We start from the raw sequence: 13,819 nt of genomic DNA on the forward strand, positions 1-13,819 counted from the left end.
CGGTGCCGGACGCGTTGAGAGCGGCGGGCGGGGCGGTAGGGGAGAAGGCGGCCAGGCTGCGCGAGGCGGCGGACTGCGCCGAACCGGTGGGACGGATCGGCGAGGCGGTGCGGGGCGGGAAAGCCGCGGCCGCGGCCGGGCGCTGTCGGGAGTCGTTGTCCGCGACGTTCACGCAGTGGTGCGCTCAGGTGCAGCGGTTCGGCGAGCACCTTGGTGTTGCGGCCGACCGGTATCAGCGCGGTGACCACGCGGCGGCCGGGGTGTTCCCTGCTGCGGCGCCGCCGATGCGGGGGCCGCGCTGATGGTGTCGCTGGCTGATGTCCGGGCCTGGGACCATTCTGCGCTGGACGAGGTGTTCTCTGTTTTGCAGATCCGGACGCAGGTCCTGATCCATGACGGGGACGACTACGGCAAGGTCATGCCGGTCGAGGGCTGGAGCGGGCCTGCGGCCGACGACGCCGCGGCCCAGCACAAAGCCCACATGCAAGCTCTCGACGCCTATGCCGCCGGAGCCGCTGCGTTGGGCAAGGCCGTCGGGCAGGCGTCCGACGCGATCGTGGCCGTCCAGACTGCGATCTACAACGCCGACGAACTGGCCCGCAAATACGGATTCGAGATCACCGATGCCGGCGGCATCACCGACACCTACGCGGGACGGCAGCCGCCGCCTGAGTTGCACCCGGAAGACCGGGAACGCATCCACACCCAACTAGTGGACGAGATCGCGCAGATCCTGCGGACGGCCGACGACATCGACACCGATCTCGCGTCGGTGCTGGACCGTGCGGCGGCGGGCCAGTTCGGCACCGGGGACGAGTCCACGGTCGCCGCCGCGGCCGCCGACGGATTGGCAGCACCCGGTCTCGCCCCGCCCGAGCCGCCGCCGAACGCGACGCCGTCGCAAGCCGCGGCTTGGTGGGCCACCCTGTCCCCGGCCGAGCGGGACCTTCTCATCCGAGACAGCCCTGGGACGGTCGGGGCGATGGACGGGCTGCCGGGTTCGGCTCGGGACAAGGCGAACCGGACGGTGCTGGCGCAGCAGGAAGCCGATCTGCGACGACAGCGCGAGGAGATCCAGCGCCGCATGGACGGGCTGAAAATGTCCGACCCGCAGCAGCAGAACCAGCACCACGACCTGCAAGTCCAGCTGGATCGGATCGATGGACGCCTGTCCGAACTTGACAAGGTAAGCCAGGCGCTGGCGCAGCCGGGCGGCCGTCAACTGTTGGTGCTCGACGGCGGCGGAGACCATCTGAAGGCTGCGGTCGCGTCCGGGAACGTGGACACCGCCAGCAACATCGTCACTTTCACCGGCGGGTTCGGCTCCTCCGTCAATGGCGATCTCCTTGACTACGACAAGCGAATGGACCAGATCAGGCAGGATGCCGATGACATGGCGGCACGGTACGGGCACGGCGGGAAGTCGGCGGCGGTGACGTGGATGGGATACGACGCGCCGCAGTCGCTTGACGTGCTGGGCACAGGGAAAGCCGAGGCCGGTGCGGCGAAGCTCGCGCCGTTCCTGCAAGGCCTGGACGCCTCGCGCGAGGGAGACCCGGCGCGGCTGGTCGCGCTCGGGCACTCCTACGGGTCCACCACCACCGGGATCGCGCTGCGCCACGCCGGGGTCGACGCGGCGATTTTTGCCGGGTCTCCCGGGATCGACACCGGGAACATCACCGACCTCAAGGTCCCGCCCGGCCAGTCCTACGTCCTGAAAAACGACGGCGACCCGGTCGCCACGTCCGGCTGGTTCGGCAAAGACCCCGCCGACATGCCCGGCGTGCATCACATGTCCACCGACCGCTCATTCCCGACCGACGGACCGCCCCTGGAAGCCTCGACCGGGCACTCCAGCGTGAACGAGTATCTCAAGCCTGGCACGACCAGCCAGCACAACATCGCCGCCGTCGTCGCCGACGCCCCCACGCAGTTCACTCTCCAAGACCAGCCCGGCTTCGAATACCACATGCCCGGAAGACACTAGAAAGTCACCATGCCCTTGAACCGAAACCGCACCCGCCGGGCCCAGCAGTTCGCCGCCGCGCTCGCGCTCGTCCTGGTCGGTGGCTGCGGACAGAAAGGACCCGACGTGTCCGACGCCTACGACCAGCTCCTGTCACGACCCGACATCGACCAGGCCCAAGCCGCCTACACCACCATGGCCAAGACCATCCGAGACCGCCTCGCCGCCGAATTCGGCCGCACCTGGGAACAAGGCGGAGAACTCAGCGGCAGCACCTGTGGCAACGACTATCCGGGACTCGACTCAGACGGCCAGACGCTCAGGCTGCCCCGCTGGGACTCGCCCGGAAACCTTCCCGACGCGGACTGGCCTCGCGCCCAAGCCTTGGTCGGGCAGATCGCCGCAGGCTATGGCTTCAACTCCGAGCCGAAGGTCTTCACCAACCGGCCCGGCGACCACGACGTGGTCTTTGGCAAGCCCGACGGCGCGCTCCTGCACTTCGGCACTGCCGTAAACACCACGGTCCGCGTGGAGACTGGCTGCCACCTCACCGCCGAAGCGAAGAAACGTGGGGCACCGTCGCAGAAGTAGACGCACCACTGGCCAGGGAAGGCGCATAGCAGGACGCGAGACGGGTGAGGGTCGTTGACCCTGGCTGTCACGCTACCTACAGTCGAACACGTGAGCGACTGGCAGCGTGAAGACGACTCGGAATGGCTGTGGCGGATCAGCCCCCGCGACGACCTTCTCGTCGAACGCCTCAGCCCGCGCAGCGAAGTGTCCGACTTCGCCACCACCGAGGCCGAGCGTGACTGGTGGCTCAACCAGCTCGCCGGCTACGGCGCACAGCCCGGCGACTACGTTGTCGAGCGCGTGCCCGGCCCGCTGAGCCGCGCCATGGCCGACGACCGCGACCGCCGCAACCGGCTCGTCGACGCCAACTGGGCCCGCCGAAAAGCCGAACGCGACGCCCGCCTCGCCGACGAGCAGGGCAAGCGGTGACCGGCCGAGCCCGCGCCGCCGACGTCGTCCTCCTCCTCGGCCAAGAGGCGGACCGCACCGGCGACGAGCGCTTCCGTGTCGGATCTGCCACGCTCCGCCAGTGGGTGCGCCGCGGCCACATCACCCGAGGTGACGGCGGCTACAGCCTCAGGGAGATCCTCGCCTATATCGACCGCAGGGAGCGCCCGCGGTTCCATGCTGCGCGACCCACGTCCACCCCTTGAGGTCGCGGGGTAACGCTCCGGCACCGTGCAGCGACTCATCCCGATGTGGCCGTTTTGGGCTGTGGCTGGGAAGTCAAAACCCGAGGCCACGTTGTGTGGAGATCGGGCATAACTCCCTCGTGAGCTGCGTTAGACTGTAACGAGATCGGTGACAACGACTTGGAAGTACGGTACAAGGACAACAGGCTCGAGAAGCTGTGCACGAACGAGCGCGAGATGCGACGCAGGCGTCCTGACCTCATGAAGAAGCTTCGGCTCCGGATCAACGCGCTCCGTGCCGCTGACACGATCGGGGATCTTCCAAGTGACGATCCGGGCCGAGCATGGCACGAGCTCAAGGCCGACCTCGCCGGGATCTGGTCGGGCGAACTCAGCGGCAACTGGCGACTTCTGGTTGAGCCCTCGCCTCTGAGGGATCTCACCGCCGCAGAGGCGACCGTGATCGACATCGAGGACTACCACTGAGGAAGGAGTGGCCCATGACCGCCGTCAACTACGCAGTCGCTCCCGGGGAGTACCTGGAGGAGTGGCTCGACGATCAGGGGATGTCCCAGCAGCGCCTCGCGGAACGCCTCGGCAGCAGTCGCAAGCAGGTCAACGAGATCGTGAACGGCCACGCCCCAATCACGCCCGACACCGCGATGCGTCTTGAGCGCGTCGTCGGCATCCCGGCCAAGACCTGGCTCAAGTACGAGGCCCTGTACCAGGCTGACCTGAAGCGCATCGCCGACGAGGAAGACCTGTCCGCGCACGCCGGGGAAATCGAACCGAACGCGGTCTCCTACCTTCGGAGCATCGGCGCGACGAAGGCCACGATTCGGACGCCCGGCAAGCTTGTGCAGGACTTCCTCACATTCCACCGCTGCGGAACGTGGGAAGCCTACGAGCACCTGTACGAGACAGCGTCGACGGGCGATTACGCCCTCGCTGCGCTGAAGGAGTCGGGCGCGACGATAGACCGAACGGCCCTAACGACATGGTTGCGTGCGGCTGAGCTGGCTGAAGCCTTTGAGCGCGGGCGGGAGTTCGAATACAGCCCGGATGGGCTGCGGGCTGCGCTAGGTGCGCTGCGCGCGCGGGCAGCAGCTCCCGATTCCACCATGCTCCGGGACCTCGCGAATATGCTCGCCGATGTCGGTGTGGTCTTTATGGTGGTCGATCCTCCCAAGAAGTTCCCGCTGCTGGGAATGACCCGCTGGATCGACAAGCGTGTGCCTGTCATCCAGCAGACCGGACGGTGGGGCAAGGACGGCTTCGTCATCTGGACCCTGTTCCACGAGATCGGCCACGTCCTGAACGATCCCCGCGGTGAGATGCACTTGGAGTACAAGACGGAGAAGACTCGAACCAGCGCTGCCGAGAAGGCGGCGAACAAGTTCGCGCTGGACACATTGTTCGGTGACGCCGGTCTCGCCCCCTTCTCCGGTCTGACGCGCGATAGGGACATCGCGAACGCTGCAAGGAAGCTTGGCATTGCTCCCGGTGTCGCTGTCCATCAAATGCACCGACGCAGGCTGCTTCACTACTCGTACGGCAACAGCCTCTGCGTCGACCTCGCAGGCACCTTCACCGAGTAGGGGAACGCGACACGACCGCCGTGGCGGCACCCGGTGATTGCCCCAGGTGATCACGTGTGTCACGCTTTACCCGGGCGTGAGCTATGCCCACCGCCCACCCCCGAACACCGCGGCCCTGCCAGAGGGAGACTGGCAGGGCCGTTCTCGTTCCCGGGGCTGCCTGGCTGAGTCGGGCAGAGCCCTCGGCCCAGGCCCGTCCACGGGCAGGACGCGGAGGGCAACCCCGATGCCACGCGCAGGCAAGGTGTGCACCGGCACCCGAGGCGTCCGGTGCACCGAGGTAGTACCGGCCGGCACCCGTTGCCCCGCATGCACGCGCCGCGCCGAGGAGCAGCGAGGCAGCGCGCGAGCACGCGGCTACGACCACCGGCACGAGACCCGGTTCCGGCGGGCGGTGCTCGAGCTGCATCCGATCTGCCAGCTGTGCGGACGCGACGTCGCGGTGCACGCTGACCATCATCCGGTCGATCGGCGCACGCTGGTGCTGCGCGGCGAGGACCCGAACGACCCGCGGCACGGGCGCGGGCTGTGTGCCAGCTGCCACAGTGCCGAGACGGCCAAGGCTCAGCCTGGAGGCTGGAACCGCCGCTGATGCGGATGCGAATCGATCTTCAGTGATCGACTGGACGAGCTGAAGTCGATCATCGGCACCTGATACCCCCTGGGGGGATGCCCCCGGAGTCGATCTTCCCCGGACCGCTGGGGAGGCAGTTTTCTGGCTGTACGGATCCCCCAGGTTTTCGATCATGAAATCGGGCGGCGGCGCGATGCCGCGGTCCTGACTCTTGGAGGGCGCGATGCCCGCCTTGCCGAAGCACAATCCGGCTCGCCGGAACAAGACCGCGACCAGGGCGACCCTGACGCGCGAGCACGACGTGAAGATGCCGCCGCTTCCCGAGCGGGTGATCGGCACGGAGGACGGGCCGGAGGTCACCGACTGGCGCGAGCAGACGCTGGCGTGGTGGGCGGACATCTGGGCGAGCCCGATGGCGCCGGAGTTCGAGATCTCCGACATCCACGGCCTGTACCTGCTGGCGATCCTGGTCGACGACTTCTGGCGGAACCCGTCCACCGCGCTCGCCGCGGAGATCCGGCTGCAGCGGCAGGCGTTCGGCTTGACGCCGATCGACCGGCGGCGGCTGCAGTGGGAGATCGAGCGGGTCGACGAGGCGCAGGACAACGGCGCGCGCCGGCGGGCGACGCGCAAGGAACCGCAGCCGGAGAAGGAACCGCGGCCTGACCCGCGGGCCGTGCTGAAACTGGCGACGTAGCGGTGCCGGGGCTGATCGTCCCGCCGTACGACGACGAGCCCTGGCCGACGCTCGGCCCGCAGATCTGCGACCTGATCGAGGAAGGCGCGTGCTTCGGGCCCGGCGACCTTCGCGGCGAGCCCGCGGTGATCGACGACGAAAAGCGCGCGATCATCTACCGGGCGTACGAGGTGTACCCGCAAGGGCATCCGAAGGCGGGGAAACGGCGGTTCAAGCACGTCGCGATCTCGCTGCGGAAGGGCACGGCGAAGACCGAGTTGGCGGCGTGGGTCGCGTGGGCCGAATTGCATCCCGAGGGCCCGGTGCGGTGCGACGGGTTCGACGCGTACGGCGAGCCGGTCGGGCGGCCGGTGCGGGACCCGTACATCCCGATGGTCGCCTACACCGAGGAACAGACCGAGGAACTCGCGTACGCCGCGCTGAAGGTGATGTGCGAGGAAGGCCCGGACGCCTACCTGTTCGACCCGGCGCTCGAGCGGATCACGCGGATCGACGGTTCGGGGAAAGCGGTCGCGCTCGCGGCGGCACCGGACTCGCGCGACGGCGCGCGGACCACGCATCAGCATTTCGACGAGCCGCACCGGATGAAGACGCAGCGGCTGCTGCAGGCGTACCGCACGATGCTGGCGAACATTCCGAAGCGGCCGATTGCGGATCCGTGGTCGCTCACGACGACCACGTCCGGTGTTCCGGGCGAGGGCTCGGTCGCCGAGATCGAGAAGCGGATGGCCGACGACATCGCGGCCGGGAAGTCGAAGAACCCGCAGTTCTTCTACTTCCACCGCGAGGCCGGCAAGCAGCACGACCTGGAGACCGACGAAGGGCTGCACGCGGCGATCGTCGAGGCGTCCGGTCCGGCGGTGGCGAAGTGGGCGGACATCGACTCGATCGCGGCGCTCTACAGGACGCCGGACGCGGACAAGGCCTACTTCGAGCGGGTCTGGCTCAACCGGTGGGTCGCGAGTTCGCGGCAGGTGTTCAACCCGGTGCGCTGGAAGGAAGAGCTGGCGCGGCCGGGCATTGTGCTCCCGGATTCGGATCCGATCGTGGTCGGGTTCGACGGCGCGCGGTGGCGGGACGCGTGCGGGTTCGTCGCCACGCACATCGAAACGGGGCTGCAGTGGCCGCTCGCGGTGTGGGAGAACGACGAGCAGGCCGACGACTGGGAAGTCACCGACGACCAGGTCGACGGCGCGCTCGCCGAGATCATGAAGAACCGCAACGTGTTCCTGCTCTACGGGGACCCGCCGCGGTTTGAGTCGAACCTCGCGCGGTGGGCCGGGCTGTACGGCGAGAAAAAGGTCGTCGAGTGGTACACGAACCGGCCGCGGCAGATCGGGCAGGCGATGCGCGCCTACAAGACGGCGCAGGTGACCGGCGAGGTCACCAACAACGGCGACGAGCGGATGTGGCGGCACATCAGCAACGCCCGCCGCGGGGACCTGAACGTGTTGGACGACGACGACACTCCCTTGTGGACGATCTACAAGGAGCGTCCCGACTCGAATCTGTTCATCGACCTCGCGATGGCCGGCTGCATTTCCTGGCAGGCCCGGCTCGACGCGCTCGCCAAAGGCGGGTGGCAGAAGAAGCGGCGGAAGGTCGTCGCGCTGTAGCAAGCCAAAGGGGGTGTGTGCGTTGGCGCTGCCGGACACGCCTGAGGAGTGGGTGCAGTTCCTGTCGGTGCGGCATGATGCCGAGCTGCCGGAGCTGGAGATGCTCAACCGCTACTACGAGGGCACGCAGCCGCTGGCGTACATGCATCCGGAGATTTTCCGCGAGGTCGGCGAGCACATCCGGCCGGTGATCATCGGGTGGCCGCAGTTGGTGGTCGACGCGATCGAGGAACGGTTGGAGCCGGAGGGTTTCCGGCTGCCGGACGAGGACGGCGAAGACACCGACCTGTGGCGGGTGTGGCAGGCCAACGAGATGGACGAGCAGTCGCAGATGGGCCGCGTGGACGCCCTGGTGATGAAGCGCTCGTACATCACGGTCGGCACGAACGAGGACGACGAGGACACGCCGCTGGTGACGGCGGAGTCGCCGCTGGAGATGTTCGCCTACGTCGATCCGCGCACCCGGAAGGTGCTGGCCGCGCTGCGGCGGGTGAACGAGGGCGGTACGTACGCGCACGAGCCGGAGCGGTCGGCGTCGCTGTACCTGCCGAACTCGACGATCTGGTACGGGCGGGGCGACAACGGCTGGAAGGAAGACCAGCGGGACAACCACGGCCTCGGGATGCCGCCGGTCGTGGCGCTGGTCAACGGCGGCCGGCTGTCGGGCGCGCGCACGATCACCAGCCAGGCGCCGATCTCGCCGCGGTACGGGCGTTCGGAGCTGGCTCCGATCATCCCGATCTCGGACGCGGCGAACAAGATCGCGACGGACATGATGCTCGGCGCGGAGTCCGCGGCGCTGCCGGTGCGCGGGTTCTTCGGCGTGTCCCCGGAGGATCTCGAGGACGCGCAGGGAAACAAGCTGACCGCGATCCAGATGCTGGTGCGGAAGTTCCTCACGGTCCCGAACGGGGTCGACGACGGTGCGCGGGAGTTCGCATTCCCGGCGGCGAACCTGGCCGGGTTCCACGAATCGATCAACGCGCTCGCGCGGATCGCCTCGTCGCTGTCCGGCCTGCCGCCGGACTACTTCGGATTGACGACGGACAACCCGCCGTCGGCGGAATCCCGGCTCGCCGCCGAGGTTCGGCTCATCAAGCGGTCCGAGCGGAAGCACACGCCGTTCGGCGGGAGCTACGAGCGCACCGGGCGACTGATCAAGCGGTTCCAGACCGGCGAGTGGGACCCGCGGTACCGGATGCTGGAGACCCGGTGGCGGGACCCGTCGACCCCGACGCAGGCGCAGAGCGCGGACGCAGCGATCAAGAAGTACACCGCGCCGCCGGGGCAGAAACCGATCGTCACCCTGCGCCAGACGCGGGAAGATCTCCGCTACAGCGACGCGCAGATCCGGCGGATGGAACGCGAGGACGACGAGGCCGACCGCAAGGCGGCCGAGCTGGACCCGATCGGCGTGCTCGCCGACCGGATCCAGCCGCCGGTGACGGACCCGGCTCCGGAGCCTGCCGGTGTCGTCGGCGCTTGATCTGGCGCGGCGGCACTACGCGACGCGGCAGCGGATGGCGCGCTCGGCGGCCGCGGAGGGGCGGCGGCTGTGGCAAAAAGTCGACCCGGCCAACCTGAGCGGGTCGTGGGCACCGATGCTGGCGCGGTTGCTGGTGGTCGTGACCAGCGCGCAGCTGGCCGCGGCGCGGGCGGCGGACCGGTACGTGTCCGAGACGCTCGCCGCGCAGGGGCTCGATCCTGAGCCTGCCGGGGAAGTGGTGGCCGAGTCGCTGGCCGGGATCGCCTCCGACGGGCGGGATCTGGCTTCGCTGCTGCTGAACCCGGTCATCGCCACGAAGCGGGCGATCAGCACGCAGCTGCGGCAGTTCGACCGGATATGGCTGGACCGGGCGCTCGCGACTGGGCAGGCGACGCTCGAGATGACGATGCGCACCCAGGTCGCCGACGCCGGCCGGGTCGCGGACGGGATCGCGGTCGCGGTAAGGCCGCGCACCGGCTATGTGCGGATGCTGGTCGGGGACTCGTGCCCGCGGTGCGTGATCCTCGCGGGCAGGTTCTACCGGTACAGCGCCGGTTTCGAGCGCCACCCGAACTGCGACTGCGTCCACATCCCGGCTGCCGAGGACACGGCTGACGACTTCACCACCGACCCGCGCAAGGCGTTCGAGGAAGGCCGGGTGCGGGGGTTGTCCCAAGCGGACACGCACGCGATCCAGGAAGGTGCCGACCTGTCCCAGGTCGTCAATGCCCACCGCGGCATGTACACCGCCGGTGGCCAGAAGCGGACCCGGGAGGGCATCACCCGGCGCGGCATCGCCGGCGCCCGGCTCATCACCGGCGACCCGACCGCGTTCGTCGCGCCGCGCGGCGACGCAGGAACACGGGTGGTGTCCACGCACACCCGGCAGACGAAAGCCGGGCCGCGAACGGTGCGGATCCGCGGCGCGCAAACCGCCCGGCTGATGCCGGAACAGATCTACCGCGACGCCTCGTCGCGGGACGAAGCCGTGCAGATGCTTCGCCTGCACGGCTACATCCTCTGAACGGAGACGAGATGCAGGCCGAGGACATCGCGAACCGGTTCGACTTCCACGCGGCGACGACCGAAGAGAAGCGCAACGAGCACACCAGCGTCCGCCAGGCGTGCCGGCGTCTCACCGACGAGCTGAACGAGCGCGTCCCGGACGGCCGGGAGAAGTCGCTCGCGATCACGCACCTCGAAGAGGTCATGTTCTGGGCCAACGCGGCCATCGCGCGCACCCACTGACTGCGCGCCTTACAGCTCCCGACCGCGCGATGCGGCCCGGGCAAACCCCTCTGCGATGGAGGAAACCCCTGTGAACACCGACCTTCCCGTCCACCCGCGCACCGGGCTCCGCGCCGTCGGCATCGTCGGCGGCCGTCCCGTGTGGCCGATCTTCGGTGCCGAGGACAACCCGCCGGCACCGCCCGCGGGCGACCCGCAGGCACAGGAACCGCCGAAGCCCGGCCCGCCTCCCGGGCAGCCGACCCCGGCCCCGACCCAGCCGCCGGCGGGCGATCCGCCGAAGGAACCGGGCGAGGACAGGCCGCTCGGGCCGAACGGCGAGAAAGCACTGCGGGCCGAACGCAAGCGCGCCGACGACATGGAAGCACGACTCAAGGCGCTCGAACCGCTGCAGAAACTCGCCGAGGCGCTCGGCGCGACCGGGGACCCGGGCGCGGGGAAGTCGGAGATCGAGCAGATCACCGAACGCCTCGCCAACCACGAGAAGCAGCTGGCCGAGGCCAACACCGCGCGGTGGCGCGCGGAGGTCGCGAACGCCGTCGGTTTCACCGCCGAGCAGGCCGCGCTGTTGCAGGGCAACAGCTTCGAGGAGCTGAAGGCGCACGCCGAGCAGCTCAAGACGCTGTTCCCGACGGCACCGGCCACGCCCGGCACGCCGCGGCCCGACCCGAGCCAGGGCGGGCAGGGCGGCACTCCGCCCGACCTCGACGCGCAGATCGCCGAGGCCACCAAAAAGGGCGACATCAAAGCGGTTCTGCGGCTGCAGAACCAGAAGCTCGCCAACGCGAAGCTGTAACAGCGGGCGCTCCGTGCGCCCCAGACCTGAGAAGGAGAAACCCAGATGTCTGGGATCACCGCACTGGGCACCAGCTACAACCTGCCGAACTACTCCGGCATCCTCTACGCGCTCACCCCGGCCGACACGCCGTTCTTCTCCGCGATCGGCGGGCTGAGCGGCGGCGGCGGGCAGGCCGCGGACTACGAATTCGAGTGGGAGACCTACGACCTGCGCGACGCGGCACAGAACACCGTGCTGGAAGGCCAAGACGCGCCCGCCGAGCAGAACCGGGTCCGCGGGAACGCGACCAACATCCTGCAGATCCACCAGGAAACCGTGGGTGTCTCCTACACCAAGCAGGCCGCGAACCAGCGCAAGTCCGGGCTGAACAACGGCCAGTCCAACCCGGTCCTCAACGAGCTGGACTGGCAGACCGAGCAGATGCTCAAGCAGATGGTGCGCGACATCAACTGGTCGTTCATCAACGGCGTCTACCAGAAGCCGTCGGACAACACGACCGCGCGCAAGACCCGCGGCCTGATGTCGGCGATCGCCAGCAACGTCACCGACGCGGCCGGCGGCGTCACCGCGACCGGCACGGCCGCCGCGTCGACGGACCTGATCACCCTGACCACGCACGGCCTGGTCGCGGGCGACACGGTCACGTTCTCCAACGTCGGCACCGCCACCCCGCTGATCGCGGGCCAGGCGTACTACGTGCTCGCCAACGGCCTGACCGCGAACGACTTCAAGGTCTCGCGCACCAAGAACGGCGTCCCGGTGGACATCACCGCGAACGGCACCGTGGTCTGGTCGAAGGGCGTGGCGCTGACCAAGACGATGGTCGACGACACGCTGCAGATGGCCTACGACAACGGCGGCCTGAGCGAGCAGGCCACCGCGACGCTGCTGTGCGGGTCCGCGCAGAAGCGGGCGATCACCAACGCCTACGTGACCGCCGGGAACTACGTCCGCAAGGAACTCGTCGGCAACGTCGGCGGCGTCACCGTCGACCGGATCGACACCGACTTCGGGACGCTGAACGTGATGCTGGACCGCGCGATGTCGCAGTCCTCGGTCGCGATCGTGTCGATGGAGCAGTGCTCCCCGGTGTACCTGGACATCCCGGGCAAGGGGCATTTCTTCCAGGAGCCGCTCGCGAAGACCGGCGCGAAGGACCGCAACCAGATCTACGGCGAGGTCGGGCTCAAGTACGGCAACGAGCGCGCCCACGCCAAGATCCTCAACCTGAAGTGAGGTAGCGCCGTGGCGCATCGAGTGATCACGGGCCGCGTGTCCGTGGAAACCCAGGTGACCGAAGGCGGCGGTCGCGCCACGGTGGACTTCCACCGCGGCGCGACCCTCCCCGGCGACGTGCCCGACGAGCAGCTGCAGTGGCTGCTCCGGCTCGGCCACATCGAACCCGTCGACAACGACGACAGCGACGACGGCGGCCCCGGCGAGGAACCCGACATCGAGGAGCACGAGCCGGCCGCCGAGGCGGACCGCGACGTCGACGGCGACGAGGTGGACCTGTCCGCGATGGACAAGGACCAACTGCTCGCCTACGCCGAGGAACACGGCATCGCCGTCGACAAGCGCCTCGGGGTCGACAACCTCCGCGGCGCGATCACCGTCGCCCAGGAATAGAAGGAGGCGCGGAGGTCCATGACCACGCTCGCAACGGCCGCGGACCTCCGCGCTCTCCTCGACGAAGACGCGACCTCGCTGCCCGACGACAAAGCCACGCTGCTGCTGTCGCTCGCGACCGGTGCCGTGCAGGCCGCAGCCCGGCAAGACTTGGTCTTCGTCGCCGACGACACCGTGCAGCTGCTCGGCGACACCGACTGCTGGTTCACGCTGCCGCAACGGCCGGTCACCGCGGTCGGCACCGTGAAACTCGACGGCAACCCGGTCACCGACTGGAAACCGTTCGGGGCGCGGCTGTGGCGCCGCTGCGGATGGGCGATTTGCCCCGGCGAACCGTCGACCGTCGAGGTGACCTACTCGCACGGATACCAGGACACCGACCCGAAACTCGGCCTCGCCCGGTCGGCGGTGCTCGCGGTCGCGGCCCGGATGTTCGCGAACCCGGTCGGCGCGACCGGCATGTCCATCGACGACTTCTCCCAGCAGTTCAGCCAGTCCACGAACTCGGACCTGTCCGGGCTCGTGCCGGAGAACCTGGCGAAGTCGCTGCGCCGCGCCTACGGCGCCCGGGCCGGGTACGTGAAGCTCTGATGCGAGTGCAACGGCTCGTCAACGCCGGCCGCCGCCAGGCCGAGGCGCTGATGCTCGACACCTGCCGCATCCGGGCCGTCATCGGCGACGCCACCGACCCGGAGACCGGCGTCGTCACCCCCGCATACGGGGAACCGGTCTACACCGGGAAATGCAAGATCCAGAACCAGAAAGCGGTGTTTCCGTCCACTCCGGACGCGGGCGAGCACCAGTGGACCGTCGTCCCGATGGAACTGCACCTGCCCGTCGCCGGCACCGCTGCGGTCGGGTCGGGGCTGGTCGCGGAGATCACTGCGTCCGTCGATCCCGCGAACGTCGGCAGGCTCTTCCGGATCCGTTCCGGCGACCGGAAAACACTGCAGACCGCGCTGCGGTGCCAGGTGGAGGAAATCACCGGCTGACCCTCAGGA

General features: G+C 68.9%; 17 protein-coding genes. All 17 read left to right on the forward strand.

Features of this window, described 5'->3' with window-relative positions; all coding sequences use genetic code 11:
- On the forward strand, positions 1-302 hold a 302-nt coding region (locus H5411_RS34805), incomplete at its 5' end, for a type VII secretion target (RefSeq protein WP_220817896.1).
- A 50-nt stretch (positions 303-352) separates the two neighbouring features.
- Positions 353-1,987, forward strand: a complete 1,635-nt coding sequence (locus tag H5411_RS49095; protein WP_183126257.1) for an alpha/beta hydrolase — start codon at positions 353-355, stop codon at positions 1,985-1,987.
- Positions 1,988-1,996: 9 nt separating this feature from the next.
- Positions 1,997-2,557 (forward strand): LppA family lipoprotein, encoded by a 561-nt coding sequence (locus H5411_RS34815; RefSeq protein WP_183126258.1) that lies wholly within the window; start codon positions 1,997-1,999, stop codon positions 2,555-2,557.
- Positions 2,558-2,647: 90 nt separating this feature from the next.
- Positions 2,648-2,968: a hypothetical protein gene (locus tag H5411_RS34820; RefSeq protein ID WP_183126259.1), complete on the forward strand. Its 321-nt coding sequence runs from the start codon at positions 2,648-2,650 to the stop codon at positions 2,966-2,968.
- 383 nt (positions 2,969-3,351) lie between these two features.
- Positions 3,352-3,657 carry a type II toxin-antitoxin system RelE/ParE family toxin gene (locus tag H5411_RS34825; RefSeq protein ID WP_183126260.1) on the forward strand — a complete coding sequence of 102 codons (306 nt, stop codon included), beginning with the start codon at positions 3,352-3,354 and terminating at the stop codon, positions 3,655-3,657.
- Between the two features lie 14 nt (positions 3,658-3,671).
- The gene (locus tag H5411_RS34830; RefSeq protein WP_183126261.1) at positions 3,672-4,769 is read left to right on the forward strand and encodes a HigA family addiction module antitoxin; all 1,098 of its coding nucleotides are present in this window, start codon (positions 3,672-3,674) and stop codon (positions 4,767-4,769) included.
- 226 nt (positions 4,770-4,995) lie between these two features.
- A complete protein-coding gene (locus H5411_RS34835) occupies positions 4,996-5,361 on the forward strand; it encodes a holin (protein ID WP_183126262.1) in 366 nt (121 codons plus the stop codon).
- Between the two features lie 205 nt (positions 5,362-5,566).
- Complete coding sequence (locus tag H5411_RS34840) at positions 5,567-6,040, forward strand: phage terminase small subunit (protein ID WP_183126263.1); 474 nt, start codon at positions 5,567-5,569, stop codon at positions 6,038-6,040.
- Between the two features lie 2 nt (positions 6,041-6,042).
- On the forward strand, positions 6,043-7,656 hold the full coding sequence (locus H5411_RS34845) for a terminase (RefSeq protein ID WP_183126264.1): 1,614 nt from the start codon (positions 6,043-6,045) through the stop codon (positions 7,654-7,656).
- A 22-nt stretch (positions 7,657-7,678) separates the two neighbouring features.
- Positions 7,679-9,142 carry a phage portal protein gene (locus H5411_RS34850; protein WP_183126265.1) on the forward strand — a complete coding sequence of 488 codons (1,464 nt, stop codon included), beginning with the start codon at positions 7,679-7,681 and terminating at the stop codon, positions 9,140-9,142.
- The gene (locus H5411_RS34855; RefSeq protein WP_183126266.1) at positions 9,126-10,166 is read left to right on the forward strand and encodes a VG15 protein; all 1,041 of its coding nucleotides are present in this window, start codon (positions 9,126-9,128) and stop codon (positions 10,164-10,166) included. The genes H5411_RS34850 and H5411_RS34855 overlap by 17 nt, the downstream gene beginning before the upstream one ends.
- 11 nt (positions 10,167-10,177) lie before the next feature.
- Complete coding sequence (locus tag H5411_RS34860; RefSeq protein WP_183126267.1) at positions 10,178-10,390, forward strand: Acb2/Tad1 domain-containing protein; 213 nt, start codon at positions 10,178-10,180, stop codon at positions 10,388-10,390.
- Positions 10,391-10,460: 70 nt separating this feature from the next.
- Positions 10,461-11,186, forward strand: a complete 726-nt coding sequence (locus H5411_RS34865) for a hypothetical protein (RefSeq protein WP_183126268.1) — start codon at positions 10,461-10,463, stop codon at positions 11,184-11,186.
- Positions 11,187-11,231: 45 nt separating this feature from the next.
- Positions 11,232-12,425, forward strand: coding sequence for an SU10 major capsid protein (locus H5411_RS34870; protein ID WP_183126269.1), 1,194 nt, complete (start codon positions 11,232-11,234; stop codon positions 12,423-12,425).
- Positions 12,426-12,461: 36 nt separating this feature from the next.
- Positions 12,462-12,818, forward strand: a complete 357-nt coding sequence (locus H5411_RS34875) for a hypothetical protein (protein WP_183126270.1) — start codon at positions 12,462-12,464, stop codon at positions 12,816-12,818.
- A gap of 18 nt (positions 12,819-12,836) precedes the next feature.
- Positions 12,837-13,409, forward strand: coding sequence for a hypothetical protein (locus H5411_RS34880; protein ID WP_183126271.1), 573 nt, complete (start codon positions 12,837-12,839; stop codon positions 13,407-13,409).
- Positions 13,409-13,810: a DUF6093 family protein gene (locus H5411_RS34885; protein ID WP_183126272.1), complete on the forward strand. Its 402-nt coding sequence runs from the start codon at positions 13,409-13,411 to the stop codon at positions 13,808-13,810. The genes H5411_RS34880 and H5411_RS34885 overlap by 1 nt, the downstream gene beginning before the upstream one ends.
- The last annotated feature ends 9 nt before the right edge of the window (positions 13,811-13,819 follow it).

Source organism: Amycolatopsis echigonensis, assembly GCF_014174495.1.
Taxonomy (GTDB): domain Bacteria; phylum Actinomycetota; class Actinomycetes; order Mycobacteriales; family Pseudonocardiaceae; genus Amycolatopsis; species Amycolatopsis echigonensis.